Source organism: Pseudomonas fragi (assembly GCF_002269505.1).
Taxonomy (GTDB): Bacteria; Pseudomonadota; Gammaproteobacteria; order Pseudomonadales; family Pseudomonadaceae; genus Aquipseudomonas; species Aquipseudomonas fragi_D.
Map to the genome: position 1 here is coordinate 44,104 of NZ_NQKQ01000030.1, position 16,483 is coordinate 60,586.

A 16,483-nucleotide genomic window follows, 5' to 3' on the forward strand; every position below is an offset into this window, starting at 1 on the left:
GTTGGGTTGTGTCGACCCGGGCAAAACACGTTTTTCAAGCAAGCCGCTCCCCTGCAGGGGCCAAAAGACCCCTGCGCGGCGTGGGTGGTGCGTGGTTACAACAGGATCAAAAGCCCCTCACCCTGACCCTCTCCCGGAGGGAGAGGGTTGGGGTGAGGGCTTCATCTGGCGGTCATCACCGAAATCTTGGTAATGCCCGAACGCTCGATGGAGGCCATGGCCTTGGCCACCTGGCCGTAGTTGACCCCTTCGTCCGCCTGCAACTGCACGCGTACTTCCGGGTCTTGGGCCTTGACGTCCTGCAGGCTTTTTTCCAGCAGTTCGGGGGCCACTTCGTTCTTGGCCAGGTAGAACTTGCCGTCCTGGTCGACGCTGACCACCACCGGGTCTTTTTTCTGCGCCGAGGCCACGGCATCGGTCTTGGGCAGGTTGATCTTGATCGCGTTGGTCATCATCGGTGTGGTCACGATAAACACCACCAGCAGCACCAGCATCACGTCCACCAGCGGGGTGACGTTCATTTCACTGAGTACTTCGTCGCTGTCCTGGGTTGAGAAAGACATCAGCTTGCCTCCCGCACTGGCGTGCGCTTGTTGGAAATGGCCTGGCGGTCGATGGCAAAGGCGCTGCGCTGGGCGAGGGCGTCGAAGTCATGGGCGAAGTCGTCCATGTTGGCCGAGGCCAGCTTGAGGCGGCGCAGGAAGAAGTTGTAAATCAGCACCGCCGGTACTGCGACCGCGATACCTACACCGGTGGCGATCAAGGCATGGCCGATGGGTCCGGCTACGGTTTCCAGACTGGCCGAACCGGTGGCGCCGATGGTCTGCAGCGCCTCCATGATCCCCCATACGGTGCCGAACAGGCCGATAAAGGGCGCGGTGCTGCCGATACTGGCGAGGATCGCCTGGCCGCTTTCCAGGGCGCGGCGTTCCTTTTGGATCTGTTGGCGCAGGTTGCGCTCCAGGCGATCGGAGCGGTTGATGGTGTGGGCCAGTTGCTGGGTGGTGCGTGGCGTGTCATCGACAATCATGGCTTCAAAACCGCTGTTGGCGATGCGGGCCAGGGCGCCGGGGTACTGGCTGGCGTGTTCGGCGGCGGTCAGCAGGTCAGGGGCGGCCCAGAAGGCTTTGCTGAACTGGTTGTTCTGCGCTTTCTGGCGCAGGTATTGCGATGACTTGATGAGCAGCAAGGCCCAGCTCACCACCGAAAACAGCACCAGTGCCCAGAGCACCCCGGGGACAATCATGGAAGACAGAGACTCGTTCATGGTTACACCTCACACGGCGGCTAAATAAAAGTTAGTGTCGGCACCCGGCTGGGTTATTCCGGCAATTTGAAAGAGATGGTCTGGGTGGCAAATCCTTCGATGGGGGTATCCCCTCGTTTGGCCGGGACAAACTTCCAGTTGCGTACGGCTTCTACTGCAGCGTCATCGAGTGCCTGTTTGCCGCTGGATCGGGTGACCTCCACCGTGCCGGCGCGACCGTTGGGCAGCACCTTGATGCGCAGCACCACGGTGCCTTCCCAGCTGCGGCGCAAGGCCAGGGACGGGTACTCCGGCGGCGGGTTGCCAAGGCTGGCCAACCCCGAGACCGCGGCGGTTTCCTTGACCGGGCCCGGCGCTGCGGCAGGTGCTGCGGGTGCTGTTGGCGCAGTCGGTGCCGCCGGAGCAGCAGGAGCCGGTGGCGCTGGCTTGACCGGCTGCGGTTTTTGCACGGGTTTGGGCTTGACCACCGGTTTGGGTTTTTCTATGGGCTTGGGTTTTTCCACCGGCTTGGGTGGTTCCTTCACTGCATCTTCGTCCTCGGGTGGTGCTTCGGGTTCTGGCGGCGGAGGCGGTGGTGGCGGCTCCTCCACGGGAGGCGCCGGGGGGGCAGGGCTGGTCAGTTCGACGGTCATCTCCGGAATCTCGGGAGGCGTCACTACAGGCTCGGCCTTGGCCTGCTGCATGACCCACCAGGCGCCTGCATGCAGCAGCGCCACCAGGCCCACCAGCAGCAGCGCCCGCGATGTCACCAGGCCCCCGGGTGTCGAGGTGTTGGGTACATGGGGAATATGGGTCCACTGCTGTACTCGTTCGGCGTCGAGTAGCGGGGTAGACCGCGTTTTATTCTTTACCTCGTCACTCATAAAAGTCCCTCGACTAAATGAAGGGCAATAAGGCTCCGTTCGCCCTTGCACGCAGGGACGAGAACTATGGGGTCAATGTTCAGGCAATAAGTGAGAGGGCACTTATTGCGGTCTATCAAGGACTCAAGGCTAAGGTTTTCATTTTTATTCCCAATGGCTGGAGCAAATAAGGTGGTGTCGGGAGTTGTGTAAAGTTCCGTTAAGTTATGTAAAGCAACAGCTATGCCAGAAGTGGCGGGAATTTTTGGCGGCGGGCATCTAATTTAATCAGGGCGTGACAGGTTTCATGCCGAGTAATTGCAAAAAGGTTAATGAGGAAGAAATGAACTAGTGCGTCACCGGAAGTAACTGGCTTAGTTGTATGATTAGTTGGGTGTTATTGTCGGACAATCAGGCGGTTGTGTTCGGGTGTAATGAAACAGTGCACCAAAGTGAACAGTGACTGCCAACTTACAGTGCAGTTGCTAGACCATGCAGTGGGCGTAGGGCGTTGCGTGTGCCAACAGGGGGCGCAGCCGGTTAAACCGCTCAGGGTCGCGGGGTCGGCGGGTTGCAAATAAAAAAGCACCTGCCAGCCGAACGTCGGCGGGCAGGTGCTTATAGGCTAATAACTTCAAGTAATAAAAAAGTGTGCGCCAGGCAGTTAGTGTTGCGAAAAGGTCATTTAGTTGTGCGGTTATAAAGACTGCTAAGCTTTTTCCGTGACTAGTGAGTCATCTTTATGTGTATCTTTTTCGCTTAACAAACCATCGGATTGATGCTGCCAAAGTCGGTAGTACAGGCCTTTGCGCTCAAGTAGCTGGTTGTGACTGCCATCTTCGGCAATGTGCCCTTTGTCCAATACAACAATGCGGTCCAGATGGGCGATAGTTGAGAGCCGATGGGCAACTACCAGTACGGTTTTGTCCGCCATGATGTCGTCAAGACTGCTCTGGATCAGACTTTCGGTTTCTGAATCCAGGCTGGCGGTGGCTTCGTCCAGTATCAGGATGGGGGCGTTCTTTAACAGTGCCCGGGCAATCGCGATCCGCTGGCGTTGACCACCGGACAACTTGACCCCGCGTTCACCGATCAGCGCGTCATACCCTTCGGGCATTTGCAGAATGAACTCATGGGCATGGGCGCGTTTGGCGGCCAGGATAATTTGCACTTCACCGGCATTCACATCGCCATAGCCGATATTCTCGCGCAAGGATCGATGAAACAGTCCGGGCTCCTGGGGGATCAAGCCGATATGGGTGTGCAGCGATTGCTGGGTCATGGCCTGAATATCGATACCGTCCACTTCAATTTTCCCGCTCTGGGGCTCGTACGAACGCAGCAAAAGACTGAGCAACGTTGATTTTCCGGAGCCGGACAAACCAACAATGCCCACCCGTTGCCCGGCCCGAATATCCAGATTGAAGTGTTTGAAGATCGGCCTGTCGGAGCTGTAGCCGAAGTTGACATCGCGAAAGCGGATCGCGCCTTTCTCGATATTGACCGGTTGGGCGCTGTGCTGATCGGGCATTTCATGGGGTTGCAGCAGGGTATCGATACTGCTCTCGATATTGCCGATGCACTCGAAAAAATGCATGAACTGCATGCTCAAAAAGCTGCATTGCGCCACGATCATCAAGCCTAGGGTGGCCACCATCACAAACTGGCCCACATCGATCTTGCCCAGATGCCACAAGTACAGCGCCAGGGCCACCAGCCCGACGCGCAGCACAATGGCCAGGCTGTCCTGCAGCATGCGGACCTTTTCCTGATAGAAGAACGAGCGTTGTCCGGCGTGTTTTTCTTCGATCTGGTAGCGGGCCAGATAGTCGAGTTCGTAATCCTGACGGGCGAACAAGCGGATGCTATTAAGGTTGCCCACCGCATCGACAATCTTGCCGGTGGTCAGGCTACGGGCACTGGCATGTTTGCCGGCCAGTTTCTGGGCCTTGAGTGACAGCCGATACGCCAGCCAGGTGTAGGCCGCCACCCAGACCAGCAGGCCCAGGCCCAGCCAGGGCGACGCCAGGGAAAGCATGACCAGGCTGGTGACCAGCACCGCGACAATCGGCAGCATTTCCACGATCAGCAGCCAGGTGATTTCCAGCAGGCCGATGGTGCCTTCATTGATGCGGTGGGCCAGGCTGCCGGCGAAGTGTTCACCGAAATAGCGGGCCGAGTGACGCTGCAGATAGGCGAACAGGTCGCGCACGATGCGGATTTTCTGCAGCGGCCTGACCATGATCATGCAGAGCGTGGCGCCCCTGGCGAAGAGCAGTTGCATCACCGCCAGGGCGAACAGCAGGCCCAGGGCGGGCAGGCTGGCCTGCAACAGATCGCCTTGCTGCCAGGCGCCTTCACTGACTGCGCCGGTGATGCGGCCAATGGCGTAAGGCATCAGTGTGGCGGCCATCGCAGCGCCGACTTGCAGCAGTGTAATACCCCAATACCATCGCGGATACAGGCGGATGTAATGCCATACCAGGGCCCACGGCCGATTGGGAGGAACGGTTGTAGCGTCAAATTCGGACATGACATACCTGTCTTGTAAACAATGCCAAAAGAGCCGCTTCTGCCGCGCTTACTTAAAGGGCGGCCAAGCAGGGGGTACGCAGAAAAACAGGATGTGGCTATCCGGCGCCCGCACACACAAGGCGGGGCTTCAGAAAACTCGGCAGACTATGTATCAGTGCCCGGACAGGAGTTCTGGCCATGCCAGCGCAGGGCACACACATGCGGGGAATACAGGGGGAGGGTTGGCGAGCGCACATCTGACATCGTTGTTATTCCTTATGACAGCGGGTCATTGACGCGACTTTTGGTCCGTCTTTGCACTGAATATGGACGGCTATACCGCCCTTGTTCGCAACTGGTGCGGGTTGCACCCCCTGGAAGCTGTAATTCCGGAGAAAGAACTGCGAACGGGAAATAACAAGAAAAAACTGTGCCAAGTTGTGTCGGTCGAACATGAAGATTATTTATTGCAGGAGCACCGTGGTGCCGCAATCGCGGGCAAGCCCGCTCCCACAGGATGTTCATCGGCCATGTGGGAGCGGGCTTACCCGCGATTGAAGGCGACGCGGTTAACCGGGATTGATCAAACTTTGCCGACAATGCAGGGTCAGCCAGGCGCCGCCGCTTTCGCGGTTGTTTACCTCCAGGCTGAAGCCGTGCAGGCTGACGATGGCGGCCACGATGGACAGACCAAGGCCAAAGCCGCCGTGCTTGTCATCGACCCGGTAAAAACGCTGGAATACCGCCACCCGCTCGGCCTCGGGAATGCCGGGGCCGGTATCGAGCACTTCGATGCGCGGGCTGCCATTGTCGTCGGTGGCCCGCAGGATCACCTCACCACCGGGCGGGGTGAACTTGATCGAATTGCTCAGCAGGTTGGCCAGAGCTTCGAACAACAAGGCCCGGTCGCCCGTGAGGCCGGGCAAGGCCGCTGGGGTTTCGAGCGTCAACGTCACCTGACCCTCTTCAGCCAACGGCAGGTAAAAATCGTACAGTTCCTGCAGCAGCGGCAGCGGGTCGAGTTGCAGGAAGCCTGAGCGACGCTGATGATCTTCCAGTTCCGAGATGCGCAACAAACCGCGAAAGCGTGCCATCAGGGTGTCGGTTTCGCCGATCACTTCGTCCAGTTGCAACGCTTCGGCCGAGCCTTCGACGGCTTGCTGGCGCATCCGGTACAACTGGGCGCGCAATCGGGTCAGCGGGGTGCGCAGGTCGTGGGCAATGTTGTCGCACACGCCCTTGACCTCGTGCATCAGCAGTTCGATGCGATCGAGCATGGCGTTGACAATGGCGGCCAGCATATCCAGTTCGTCACGCCGGTTGGACAGTGGCAGGCGGTAGGTCAGGTCGCCGGCGACAATCGCTTCGGCGCTGGCCTGGATCGACCGGATGCGTTGCAGCGGGCGGCGGCGCAGCAAGTGCCAGCCGGCAATGCCGGGGATGATGGTCAGCGACAGGCCCCAGATCAGCGCATGCAAAATGATCCGCGTGACGGCAAACAGTGAGCCGTTGTCGCGCACCAGCACCAGCCAGCGGCCGTCCTGGGTTTGCGTGGCCACGGCATCGCAGCTGTCTTGCGGCAGGTTGGGGTCATCGGAGTCGATACAGCTGCTCAGGGCGTGGATCTGGCCGTCCAGCGGCAAGCCCTGAGGAATGGACTGGATCGGCCCGCTCAGCGGCTTGTGTTGCTGATCGAACAGGCCATAGGCATCCACTGCCCGCATATCGAAGGTCATGCTGGTGGCCAGCGCTTCGTCCAGTTGTTCGCCTTCAAAGCGGGCAAACAGGTGCTGGCGCTGCATCAACGAATGCCTGGCCAGGTTGCCCAGGTAATCCGAGACTTCGTAATACAGCACCCCCATCAGGATGCAGCTCCAGGCCACAAACAGGAAACTGTACAGCGCCAGCAGCCGGCTGCTGGAAGAACGCCAGCCCTTAGAGGGGTTCGGCAATGACATAACCCGAGCCTCGAACAGTGCGAATCAGAGGCACCTGGCCCGGCGGATCGATTTTTTTGCGCAGGCGACCGATGTGCACATCGATGAGGTTGGTGCCCGGGTCGAAGTGATAGCCCCAGACTTCTTCGAAAATCATCATGCGCGAGAGGATTTGCCCGGTGTTGCGCATCAAAAATTCCAGCAACTTGTATTCGGTGGGTAGCAGGCTCAGTTGTTGCTCGCTGCGGCTGGCTTCGCGGGTAATCAGGTTGAGTTCGAGGTCGGAGACGCGCAGCGAGGTTTCGTATTTGTCAGCCGGGCTCTTGCGCCGCAGCAGCACTTCCACGCGGGCTGCCATCTCATCGCTGGCAAAGGGCTTGGTCAGGTAATCATCACCTCCGGCACGCAGGCCGCGAACGCGCTCATCGACATCGGAGAGGGCGCTGATCATCAAGATCGGTGTGCTCACCCCAATGGTGCGCAGGGTGGTGACAATCGCCAGGCCGTCGAGCTCGGGGAGCATGCGGTCGAGGGTGATCAGGTCGTAATCGCCACTTACGGCGCGGACCAGGCCTTCGCGGCCGTTGGCAACCCAATCGACCTCAAGGCCGTGGCTGGTCAATTCAGCCACGATTTCTTTGGCCGTTACGGCATCGTCTTCAATGGTCAAAATACGCGTCATACCGTCACCTGATGAGCTTTTTTATCGGTGAGCACATTTTGCCCATAAAAAGCTGAAACGTTTCTGAATATTTCTTCATGTTCAGCCAACTGTTAGAAAGGGCAGGTCTAAGGCCAATGCCCAGCGCTTTGGATGGGGGGTTTATTGGCTTCAATATTAAGTTACATATGCGGTATAAACCCACGTCGTTACTTTCTCGGACTCACTTTTCATGCAAACCCCTTCACAACGGCCGCTATGGCTGATCTACCTGATCTTCCTGGCGCCGATGGTCCTGTCCAATTTCCTGCAGAGTTTTTCCGGGACCCTTAACGGCATCTATGTCGGGCAACTGCTGGGCACCCAGGCGCTGGCTGCGGTGTCGGGGATGTTTCCCATCGTGTTCTTTTTTATCGCGCTGGTGATTGGCCTGGGGGCGGGGGCTTCAGTGCTGATCGGTCAGGCCTGGGGCGCGCGGGAAACCGCACTGGTCAAGCAGATCACCGGGGCAACCCTGACCCTCGGCGCAGCGATCGGCCTGGTCGCCGCGGTGCTCGGCAGTCTGCTGGCGCGCCCGGCCTTGCAGGCGTTGGGTACCCCGGTTGACGTGCTGGAAGAAGCCGTCGGCTATGCCCGGGTGATGATGCTGATCATGCCGTTGCTGCTGGTATTTATCCTGTTTACCCAGATTTTGCGCGGGGTCAGCGATACGGTATCGCCGTTGCTGGCGCTGATGGTGTCCACGGCGGTGGGGTTGCTGCTGACCCCTGCGCTGATCCTGGGCTGGGGTGGCCTGCCAACCCTGGGTATTCAAAGTGCGGCCTATGCGGGGCTGGTGGGTAACGTACTGGCCATGCTGTTTCTGGTGTTGCGCCTGCGCCACAAAAACCATGTGATGGCCCCGGATCGCGAGCTGTGGGCCGCGCTGCGCCTGAACCGGGACATCCTGGGCAAGGTGCTGCGTATCGGTTTGCCGACAGGCGTGCAGATGGTGGTGTTGTCGCTGTCGGAGCTGGTGATTCTGGCGCTGGTCAACAGCCACGGTTCCCAGGCCACGGCGGCCTATGGCGCAGTGACCCAGATCGTCAACTATGTACAGTTTCCGGCACTGTCGATTGCCATTACCGCTTCGATCCTCGGCGCCCAGGCCATTGGAGCAGGGCGCATCGAACGCATAGGGCCGATCCTGCGCACCGGCTTGCTGATCAACCTGTGCCTGACCGGTGCCCTGGTGGTGCTCGGCTATGTGCTGTCGCACTGGTTGCTGGGCTTGTTCATCACCGATGTCGAGGCGCGGGTAAGGGCCGAGCACCTGCTGCACATCATGCTCTGGAGCGTGCTGGTGTTCGGCTTCCAGGCGGTGATCGGCGGGATCATGCGGGCCAGCGGCGTGGTGCTGGTGCCCATGGGTATCACGATTTTTTGCGTGCTGTGTATCGAACTGCCGGCAGCGTATGTGCTGGATGCGCATTTTGGCCTGCAGGGCGTGTGGATGGCGTTTCCGGTGACCTATGTGGCCATGCTGGTTCTGCAGACCGCCTACTACCGGCTGGTATGGCGGCACAAGCAGATTCAGCGGCTGGTGTGAGGTTTGCGCTGCCGGTCCGGCGAGCTTGCGCGCGATGCGGGCTCAGCCCATGACGTGGCACCGCACCCCAGGACACGGCACGGCTTTGCTCGCGCAACCAGACAGGGACGCGGGGGGATCCCAGAACTGCCCGACATATTTGTTTTCGAAGCAGACCAATGCCTTTTTGCGTCTTGTGGGGTGGCGGGAATAACGAGCGCCGCAAGCGCTGGTAAAGGCAGTCAGAGAGCCATGATCATCTCATGCCAGGCCATGCCGCCGTGCTCGGACCGCGATGGCTGAACATAGGCATAGCCCATGCAGTTGCAGGTAGTGGTCCGCTTTACGGGCTCCCGCGTGGCTGGCGGGGGGATCGAGAAACAAACGTGAATGTTACACGGATCATTGGGGCATTGAATTGATGATTGCAGGCTGCGGGGTCTGCTCACTGGGTTTTCGGCAACATGATCTGGATGCAGAGCAGATCGTGCAATCGAAACTGCGCCATTGCTTGCATCCTGAAGTGATGCCCGTTCAAACACTCGGGCTCAAGATTTAAAAAACTTCAGGGTGGACTCAAGATCGCCCACCGCCGGTGCAGCCCTGACCAAGTCTTGAGCCATGCACCAAGGGTAACTGAGGCTCTGCAGCCAGTTCATCACCGGCTCCAGGTCTTGCGCCGCGTACACCTGCATATGCTCGATGGTGATGCTGAGATGGCGAACCAGCCCCGACCCCGGTACGAACTGCCACAGATAGTCGCCGCAGCCTATGCGCAGCTCACCGCTGGTCTTGACGGACATGCCTACCAGCCATTGGCAGGTATGTGTGCTGGCGTGCCCGGCGGGAGGCTGGCCGATGCACAGGGTGTAGACGTTCTCATAGGTCTGGGCAAAATTGCGCACCAGTATGTCCGCTATCGCGGCTCGGCCGCTGGCCTGGGCCGGAAAGGCGATGGTTGCCGTGCGCACAGTCATTTCCAGGCTGGCGTCAGGGGTGAAGCAGTGCCGTAACAGGTCTGGCCGGTTGCCGTCCTTGGCATGGATGTAGTGTTCAATCGAGTGGGCGGGTGCAGGCATGGGGGATTCGCTCTGAAAGGGGTTGCAGGGTGATTTATTTGCTGTTGCCGATGCCCGTTTCAAGTGCCTCGGAAGAGGGTATGCGCAGGCTTGAAAACTGCACCAGCGCGGCCAGCAGCGCTACTGCGCCGGCACTCAGTGCCAGCGTCCAGACGGGCAGGGCCAACAGCAAGCCGCCCGCACCCGCACCCAGGGCGCTGCCAAGATAGAGTGCCGATTCATTCAAGGCCACAGCCAGATTGCTGTCACCCTGGGCTTGGCGTTCAGCAATCAACCTGTTGTTTTGTGGAACCTGCAGGGCCCAGCCCACACAGCCCCACAGCGCAATCGCCAGCATCGCCAGCCAGGGCGACAGCGCAGCGGCCAGTGGCAGCAGCAAGAGTGCAGTGGCCAGAATCAGCAGGATGATCAAGGTCAGCAAAGGGCCTTCGATGCGTTCCGCCAACGGCGCAATCAGGAAGCTGCCCGCAACGCCGCCAAGGCCCCACGCCCAAAGCCAGGGGGCAATGTTATCGATGCCACCGAACTCGGGATCGCCCAGCAGCGGCGCAATAAAGGTGTACATCCCCAGGCTGGAGACAGCGGCCAGCAATGACACCAGCAGGATGCTCATGACCTTGCGATCGCTCAGCAGCAAGCGTCTGCTGCTGATGGCTATCTGTGGCCCGGCCGCTAGCCGCACAGGGCTGCACGCCAGCCCCAGCCATGCACCGCCCGCCAGCAGGGCTATCAACCACAGCGCTGCCTGCCAGCCCGCCCGCTCGGCCAGCAACAGGCTGCAAGGCACACCCAGAACGGTGCCTGCGGCCATGCCTGTCATGATCATGGCGATCGCCCGGCCACGCTGGCCGGGCAGGGCGACGGCACTGCTGGCGGCGATTGCAGTTGCCAGATAGACCCCGGCCCCCAGCCCGGCAAAAGCCCGCGACACCAGCAGAGCGACAAAATCATCGACCAGCGCACTGGCCACATTGGCCAGCAAAAACACTGCCAGGGCCGCAAGCATTGCGAACCGTTGCCGGTGGGCGGGCAAAAGGGCCACCACTACAGGCGAACCAATCCCGTAAGCCAGGGAAAAAACCGTCACCAGTTGCGCGGCCACCGCAACCTCCACGTTGAACGCCTGGCCGATCATGGGGATCAGCCCCGCCGTGACAAAGGACGCCATGCCCAGCGCAAATGCGCCCAGGGCGAGCCAGTAGACCGAAGGGGGAGTTGTCCTGAACATGAGAATCTTCCTGTGCGAAATGGGCTGGGCGGGAACGGTCACGCCAGCCTCGGCGCGCTGGATTCTTTAGTAGGCGGCTAATTGTTACAATATCAACCATTTATGCTATTACAGGGAGTAACAGCCTTATGGGCAGAACACTGCAACGCACCCGCGATGAGCTGGCGGCATTCTTGCGCAGTCGTCGTGAGCGTATTTCCCCCGAGCAGGCCGGTTTGCCCGCTGGCGGGCGCAGGCGAACACCGGGGCTGCGCCGCGAGGAAGTCGCTGCGTTGGCGGGAGTGGGGCTGACCTGGTACACCTGGCTTGAGCAAGGCCGCGACATTGGTGTGTCGACGGCGTTTCTCGACAGCCTGTGCCGGGTCTTGAAACTGGATGCCACCGAGCGCCGGCATTTGTACTTGCTGACCTACCAGCGGGCGCCTGCCGAACAGGCGCAAACCTGGTGCGTGGTGCCGCCCGTGATCCATCGCATGATGGCTGACATGCCCTTGCGACCTGCCTATGTGCTGAATCTGCGCTGGGATGTACTGGCCTGGAATGCGGCAGCCGATAAAGTCTTCGATTTTGCCGCCAGGCCCCCTGAACAACGCAATCTGTTGTGGCTGTTGTTTACCGATGAGCGCATGCGCGTGCTGCTGTGCCCCTGGCAGGAGCAGGCCATCCAGTTGCTCTGCGCCTTTCGCCGGGGCTTTGCCCATGCTTCGGCGCAAAGCGATGTTGGCGAACTGGTGCGCAGCCTGGAAAAGGTCAGTGCCGAGTTCAAGCACTGGTGGCACCGCAACGACATCCACGGCTCGAGCCACGGTATCCGGCATTTGAATATCGAGTCAGTGGGGCGGGTGCCTTTTGAGCAGGCGACCCTGACCATCGACACCAACCGGCATTTGCATCTGGTGTATTACGCGCCCGGTCCGCAATCACCGGAGCAGAGCCGGTTTGAGGCCTGGCTGCAGGGCTGAGCGGCGACTTATACGAGCAGTGAGGAACTTGCCCGCACCTGCAGCTGCGGGGCCAGAATCACCGATTCACAGGCTTCGCCCTTGATGCGCTGGAGCAGCAGTTGCACGGCATGCTGGCCCATCTCGGCCAGCGGCAGGCGCACGCTGGTCAGCGGTACGGTCAGTTCATTGGCCAGCGGGATGTCATTGAAACCGACCACGGCAATGTCCTTGCCTGGTACCAGGCCCTTGTCCCGCGCCGCGCCCATCAAGCCGATGGCGAGAAAGTCGTTGACCGCGAAAAACGCCTGCGGTCGCGGGTTGAGCCCCAGCAGGTATTCGCCTTGCTGGTGCCCGGTCAGGCTGTCAAACGGGCCGTTGAGGGTCCATTGCGGGCGCAATGTGATGCCCTGCTCGCGGTAATAATGGGTAAAACCGCGGGTACGGTCGGCACCCGTGGACGCATGCCGTTCGCCCGCCAGGATGGCCACATCGCGAAAGCCCTGGCGGTACAGATGCTCTGCAGCCAGCCAGCCGCCCAGCTCATCGTCACTGCCGGCCAGCAGATGCCCGGCAATCTGCCTGCTCACCAGCACATACGGGATATGCTTGCGTGTCAGCAGGTCGAGCAGGGGCTGTGAGTCCCCCACATGGGAGTCGCCCACAATCAGCCCGGCCACCGAACGGCGCAAGGCATGCTCGGCACGGGCCAGCTGGCGTGTCTGGCGGTCATCGGTATTGGACACAAATGTCAGGTAGCCGGCCTGTTCGGCGGCGCTGTCGATACTGTCGTAAATGGTCGCCATCACCAGGTCGGTGAGGCGCGGCATCAGTACGCAGATTTCCTGACTTTTACGCAATTTCAGGTTGGATGCCTGCGTGTTCGGCCGATAATCCAGCTCTTTCGCCAGTGCACGAATCCGCTCGATCACCTCGGCAGACGCGGCCCGCTCGACTGCGGCGGGGTCGCCATTGAGCACTCGCGACACCGTCGACACGTGAATGCCAAGTGCGCTTGCCATGGACTTCAGGGTGGCGGGGCGAGGTGGGTTTGGCATGTTTGCAAGGCTTCCGGCGATCCGTTGTTTAGCGCGCGGATTCTACCCGAACCGGGGCCGTCAGCCCGGAATTTAATTTTGACCCAAACGTTTGACTAAAACTTTTTGCGGCTCTACATTTCGCCAACCCAAACGTTTGGGTAAAAAAATAAAAATACGCCGACACCGGCCGACTTTTTGACTTCTGCCATCATTTGAAGAGTCAGATCCCCTATGAACAGCCCCGCAATCCCGTCTTTTCGCTACCAGATTTTCTTCCTGATCATGCTGATGGCACTGCTCAACTACATCGACCGTGGTGCGATTGCCTACGCATCGGCGAGCATCCTGCCCGAGTACGGTTTCGACAAGGCCGACTGGGGCAATGTCCTGGGTTACTTCGGTTACGGCTACATCCTCGGCGCATTGGTCGGCGGCATTCTGGCCGACCGTTTTGGCGCTAAACGCATCTGGCTGATTGCCGGTGCCACCTGGTCAATCTTCGAGATCGCTACCGCATTTGCCGGTGATTTCGGCCTGGCCTTCCTCGGCGGCTCGGCCATGGCCGGTTTTGCCACGATTCGCGTCATGTTCGGTTTTGCCGAAGGCCCGGCGTACTCGGTTATCAACAAGAGCGTGGCCAACTGGGCGACCCCCAAGGAGCGCGGCTTTGTCGTGTCGGTGGGCTTGCTCAGCACCCCGCTGGGCGCATTGCTCACCGCGCCGGTGGCTGTCGGCCTGCAAACCCTGACGGGCGACTGGCGCAGCATGTTTGTCGTGCTGGGCGTGGTCAGCCTGGCACTGCTGATTTTCTTTATGACCCGTTTTACCAACACGCCTGATGAAAACCCGCGAGTGTCCAAGGCCGAGCTGGACTTCCTGCGCAAGGAACGTGCTGATGCGGTCAATGCCTCGACGCCGACCACCAGCGTTGCGCCGGTCTGGCACTTTTTCAAAAACCGCGACCTGTTGCTTAATGCCGTCGGTTACTTCGCGTTTGTCTACGTAACCTTCCTGCTGCTGACCTGGACTCCCAAGTACCTGCAGGACGAGTTCCACTACAACCTCTCTTCACTGTGGTACATGGGCATGATCCCGTGGACCGGTGCCTGCTTCACCGTGCTGCTGGGCGGCAAGATTTCCGACTGGTTGCTGCGTCGCACCGGCAACCTGAAAGTGGCACGCAGCTGGCTGGCCGCGACCTGCCTGTTGCTGACCACGCTGTGTTTTATTCTGGTGTCACAGGCCCAGACCGTGTGGGGCGTGATTGCCCTGATGACCCTGGCCAACGCCCTCAACGCGCTGCCTAATTCGGTTTACTGGGCTGTGGTGATCGATACCGCACCGTCCAACCGCGTGGGCGCCTACAGCGGCATGACCCACTTTATTGCCAACACCGCATCGTTTATCGCGCCCATGCTCACCGGCTACCTGACCGTTCGCTACGGCTACTCGTCGATGTTCGTGGCCGCTGCAGTGGCCACGGCGCTGGGCATGAGCGCCATGTTGATGGTGCGCCCGGGCGGTCGCCAGACCGTTTCTTCACCTATTCCCGCCGTTGTTTGATGGAGTTGTTTGCATGAGCCTGGTGAAACCTTCCCATGCTGGATATTTTTGCGGCCAATCGGTTGTTGCGCTGGCAGAACGCCTGCGCGCGGGCAGCCTGACAAGCATCGAGCTGACCCGGGCCGCCCTGGACAGCATCGAGCGGCTGAACCCGACCCTGAACGCCTTTGTCCAGGTCGACGCCCCCGTAGCCCTGGCCCAGGCCCGCAAGGCCGACCAACTGTTTGCCCAAGGCGTTGACCTGGGACTGCTGCAGGGCATACCGGTGGCGGTCAAGGACAATATCGACACCTTCGACTACGTCACCACTTATGGCTCGGCGCATTTTGAAGGGCATCGGCCCAGCTGTGATGCATTGTGCGTGCAGCGCTTGCGCGAAGCCGGGGCGGTGATTGTCGGCAAGACCCTGACCCACGAATTCGCCTACGGTCCGACTGGCGACCGCTCGCTGCAAGGCGCGGCGCGCAACCCGTGGGACAGTCGCTGCATGACCGGCGGCTCCAGCGCCGGCAGCGCGGCGGCGGTCGCCAGCGGCATGGTGCCGTTGGCGCTGGGTACCGATACCGGCGGCTCGATCCGAATCCCGGCAGCCTTGTGCGGAGTGGTCGGCTTCAAGCCGTCGTTTGCCAGCGTGTCCCTCGAAGGGGTATTTCCGTTGTCGTCGAGCCTCGACCATGTCGGGCCCATCGCCAACAACGTCGAGGATGCGCGTTTGCTGTTCGAAGTTATCGCTGCGCGTGAGGTTGCGCCGGCGCCCGAAGCCCGGCCATTGCGGGTGGGCTGGATCAGCGCGGGCAGCTTTGGCCCGGTTGATGCTGAGGTAGACCGGCAGGTCTATCATGTTGCCCTGCAGATGTTTGGCGATGCGTTGCAGCCAGTCGGCGATCTGGCGCCGCTGGCCGCTGCGATGAAAGACACCTTGCTGACCCTGCAACGTGCCGAGGCCTATGACGTGCATGCCGAACGCATGCTCGAAGCGCCGCAATTGTTCGATCAGGAAGTGCGTGAGCGCCTCGAATTGTCGCAGGAGGTCAGGGGTTGGCAATACATCCGTGCCCAGGCGGCCCAGGCGCAATTCAAGGCGGCGATGGCGCAGATCTTCGAGCACTTCGACTTTTTGCTGTCGCCCAGCGTGCCGATCACCGCGACGGCGGTTGATGCGCGTGAAGTGCGGGTAGGGGGGCAGAGCATTGATGTACGCGCCGCCGTGCTCAGCCACACCAGTGCCTGGAACCTCACCGGCCTGCCTGCTATCAGCCTGCCGGCAGGGCAGGTGCGGGGCATGCCGGTAGGCCTGCAAGTGATTGCCGCCATTGGCGAGGATGATCGACTGTTGCAGGAAATGGCCAGGCTTTGATGAGGTCCGCTTCCAAAAGGAATTTGTGGTGTTCGCTAATCCCCCCAAACAGGTCGGCCGCCTCGGATCTTGATCTGCCCGCCCCATCGGGAGGCCGTACGATGGGGCGAAAGCGCTTGGGTTACTTTGCCGCTTTTGCAAAGTGACTCGCTGTAAGAGCGAAACCAATATTTCAGTTGGACGCTAATGCCGGATATGTACCTGCTACCCCTGTTAAACATCGAGTACATATCCATTCGATGTGTCACGGCTCTCTACGGGTTCCGCCCTTACGGCGGCTCACTTTTGTCAAACAGCCACAAAAGTAAGCAAAAAGGCCTTGCCCTGCCATACGGCCGCCTCGCCAAGGCTCGCCGGTGCCCTCACTCCGGCACTGTTATGGGGGCACGCCGCGACGGGCCATCCATGGCCCATCGCGGCTGGCGCGGCGTCCTGCCGCGCCACCCCCATAACAGCACCTGCGTTCGGCCTTCTGTGAGGGGCATTC

The 16,483-nt window shown here is 60.3% G+C and carries 13 protein-coding genes and 1 pseudogene; 4 read left to right on the plus strand and 10 right to left on the minus strand.

The features are described from left to right. Positions 1–161 precede the first annotated feature (161 nt). From CJU81_RS20735 to CJU81_RS20760, 6 genes are all read right to left on the minus strand, one after another. Positions 162–563: an ExbD/TolR family protein gene (locus CJU81_RS20735; protein WP_016780647.1), complete on the minus strand. Its 402-nt coding sequence runs from the start codon at positions 561–563 to the stop codon at positions 162–164. Further along, a complete protein-coding gene (locus CJU81_RS20740) occupies positions 563–1,267 on the minus strand; it encodes a MotA/TolQ/ExbB proton channel family protein (RefSeq protein ID WP_095030846.1) in 705 nt (234 codons plus the stop codon). The genes CJU81_RS20735 and CJU81_RS20740 overlap by 1 nt, the downstream gene beginning before the upstream one ends. A gap of 53 nt (positions 1,268–1,320) precedes the next feature. Continuing rightward, entirely contained in the window at positions 1,321–2,130 is an 810-nt protein-coding gene (locus CJU81_RS20745) for an energy transducer TonB (protein WP_095038061.1), read from the minus strand. Positions 2,131–2,818: 688 nt separating this feature from the next. Continuing rightward, positions 2,819–4,642 (minus strand): ABC transporter ATP-binding protein, encoded by a 1,824-nt coding sequence (locus CJU81_RS20750; RefSeq protein WP_095038062.1) that lies wholly within the window; start codon positions 4,640–4,642, stop codon positions 2,819–2,821. Between the two features lie 550 nt (positions 4,643–5,192). Beyond that, on the minus strand, positions 5,193–6,581 hold the full coding sequence (locus CJU81_RS20755) for a sensor histidine kinase (protein WP_095038063.1): 1,389 nt from the start codon (positions 6,579–6,581) through the stop codon (positions 5,193–5,195). Further along, positions 6,559–7,242 carry a response regulator transcription factor gene (locus CJU81_RS20760; RefSeq protein ID WP_016780653.1) on the minus strand — a complete coding sequence of 228 codons (684 nt, stop codon included), beginning with the start codon at positions 7,240–7,242 and terminating at the stop codon, positions 6,559–6,561. The genes CJU81_RS20755 and CJU81_RS20760 overlap by 23 nt, the downstream gene beginning before the upstream one ends. Before the next feature lie 211 nt (positions 7,243–7,453). Between CJU81_RS20760 and CJU81_RS20765 the strand changes: the two genes are divergently transcribed. Beyond that, a complete protein-coding gene (locus CJU81_RS20765; RefSeq protein ID WP_095038064.1) occupies positions 7,454–8,809 on the plus strand; it encodes an MATE family efflux transporter in 1,356 nt (451 codons plus the stop codon). Between the two features lie 221 nt (positions 8,810–9,030). Here the strand turns inward: CJU81_RS20765 and CJU81_RS24295 are convergent. From CJU81_RS24295 to CJU81_RS20775, 3 genes and pseudogenes are all read right to left on the minus strand, one after another. Beyond that, positions 9,031–9,108: pseudogene (locus tag CJU81_RS24295) on the minus strand (GNAT family N-acetyltransferase); the annotation flags it as partial. Positions 9,109–9,336: 228 nt separating this feature from the next. Beyond that, positions 9,337–9,867, minus strand: a complete 531-nt coding sequence (locus CJU81_RS20770; RefSeq protein ID WP_095038065.1) for a nuclear transport factor 2 family protein — start codon at positions 9,865–9,867, stop codon at positions 9,337–9,339. Positions 9,868–9,901: 34 nt separating this feature from the next. Beyond that, positions 9,902–11,095 carry an MFS transporter gene (locus CJU81_RS20775; protein WP_095038066.1) on the minus strand — a complete coding sequence of 398 codons (1,194 nt, stop codon included), beginning with the start codon at positions 11,093–11,095 and terminating at the stop codon, positions 9,902–9,904. A gap of 128 nt (positions 11,096–11,223) precedes the next feature. Between CJU81_RS20775 and CJU81_RS20780 the strand changes: the two genes are divergently transcribed. Further along, entirely contained in the window at positions 11,224–12,057 is an 834-nt protein-coding gene (locus tag CJU81_RS20780; protein WP_095038067.1) for a helix-turn-helix transcriptional regulator, read from the plus strand. Between the two features lie 8 nt (positions 12,058–12,065). Here CJU81_RS20780 and CJU81_RS20785 read toward each other — a convergent pair whose 3' ends face one another. Next, the gene (locus CJU81_RS20785) at positions 12,066–13,094 is read right to left on the minus strand and encodes a LacI family DNA-binding transcriptional regulator (RefSeq protein ID WP_095038068.1); all 1,029 of its coding nucleotides are present in this window, start codon (positions 13,092–13,094) and stop codon (positions 12,066–12,068) included. A gap of 213 nt (positions 13,095–13,307) precedes the next feature. Here CJU81_RS20785 and CJU81_RS20790 point away from each other — a divergent pair, with 213 nt between their 5' ends. Then, the gene (locus CJU81_RS20790) at positions 13,308–14,639 is read left to right on the plus strand and encodes an MFS transporter (RefSeq protein WP_095038069.1); all 1,332 of its coding nucleotides are present in this window, start codon (positions 13,308–13,310) and stop codon (positions 14,637–14,639) included. Positions 14,640–14,652: 13 nt separating this feature from the next. Further along, the gene (locus tag CJU81_RS20795; protein WP_095038070.1) at positions 14,653–15,996 is read left to right on the plus strand and encodes an amidase; all 1,344 of its coding nucleotides are present in this window, start codon (positions 14,653–14,655) and stop codon (positions 15,994–15,996) included. Positions 15,997–16,483 lie beyond the last annotated feature (487 nt).

Excerpts from the sequence above, each read along its gene's own strand:
- CJU81_RS20735 (WP_016780647.1), bottom strand. The coding sequence starts at position 563 with ATGTCTTTCTCAACCCAGGACAGCGACGAAGTACTCAGTGAAATGAAC.
- CJU81_RS20740 (WP_095030846.1), bottom strand. The coding sequence starts at position 1,267 with ATGAACGAGTCTCTGTCTTCCATGATTGTCCCCGGGGTGCTCTGGGCA.
- CJU81_RS20745 (WP_095038061.1), bottom strand. The coding sequence starts at position 2,130 with ATGAGTGACGAGGTAAAGAATAAAACGCGGTCTACCCCGCTACTCGAC.
- CJU81_RS20750 (WP_095038062.1), bottom strand. The coding sequence starts at position 4,642 with ATGTCCGAATTTGACGCTACAACCGTTCCTCCCAATCGGCCGTGGGCC.
- CJU81_RS20755 (WP_095038063.1), bottom strand. The coding sequence starts at position 6,581 with ATGTCATTGCCGAACCCCTCTAAGGGCTGGCGTTCTTCCAGCAGCCGG.
- CJU81_RS20760 (WP_016780653.1), bottom strand. The coding sequence starts at position 7,242 with ATGACGCGTATTTTGACCATTGAAGACGATGCCGTAACGGCCAAAGAA.
- CJU81_RS20765 (WP_095038064.1), top strand. The coding sequence starts at position 7,454 with ATGCAAACCCCTTCACAACGGCCGCTATGGCTGATCTACCTGATCTTC.
- CJU81_RS20770 (WP_095038065.1), bottom strand. The coding sequence starts at position 9,867 with ATGCCTGCACCCGCCCACTCGATTGAACACTACATCCATGCCAAGGAC.
- CJU81_RS20775 (WP_095038066.1), bottom strand. The coding sequence starts at position 11,095 with ATGTTCAGGACAACTCCCCCTTCGGTCTACTGGCTCGCCCTGGGCGCA.
- CJU81_RS20780 (WP_095038067.1), top strand. The coding sequence starts at position 11,224 with ATGGGCAGAACACTGCAACGCACCCGCGATGAGCTGGCGGCATTCTTG.
- CJU81_RS20785 (WP_095038068.1), bottom strand. The coding sequence starts at position 13,094 with ATGCCAAACCCACCTCGCCCCGCCACCCTGAAGTCCATGGCAAGCGCA.
- CJU81_RS20790 (WP_095038069.1), top strand. The coding sequence starts at position 13,308 with ATGAACAGCCCCGCAATCCCGTCTTTTCGCTACCAGATTTTCTTCCTG.
- CJU81_RS20795 (WP_095038070.1), top strand. The coding sequence starts at position 14,653 with ATGAGCCTGGTGAAACCTTCCCATGCTGGATATTTTTGCGGCCAATCG.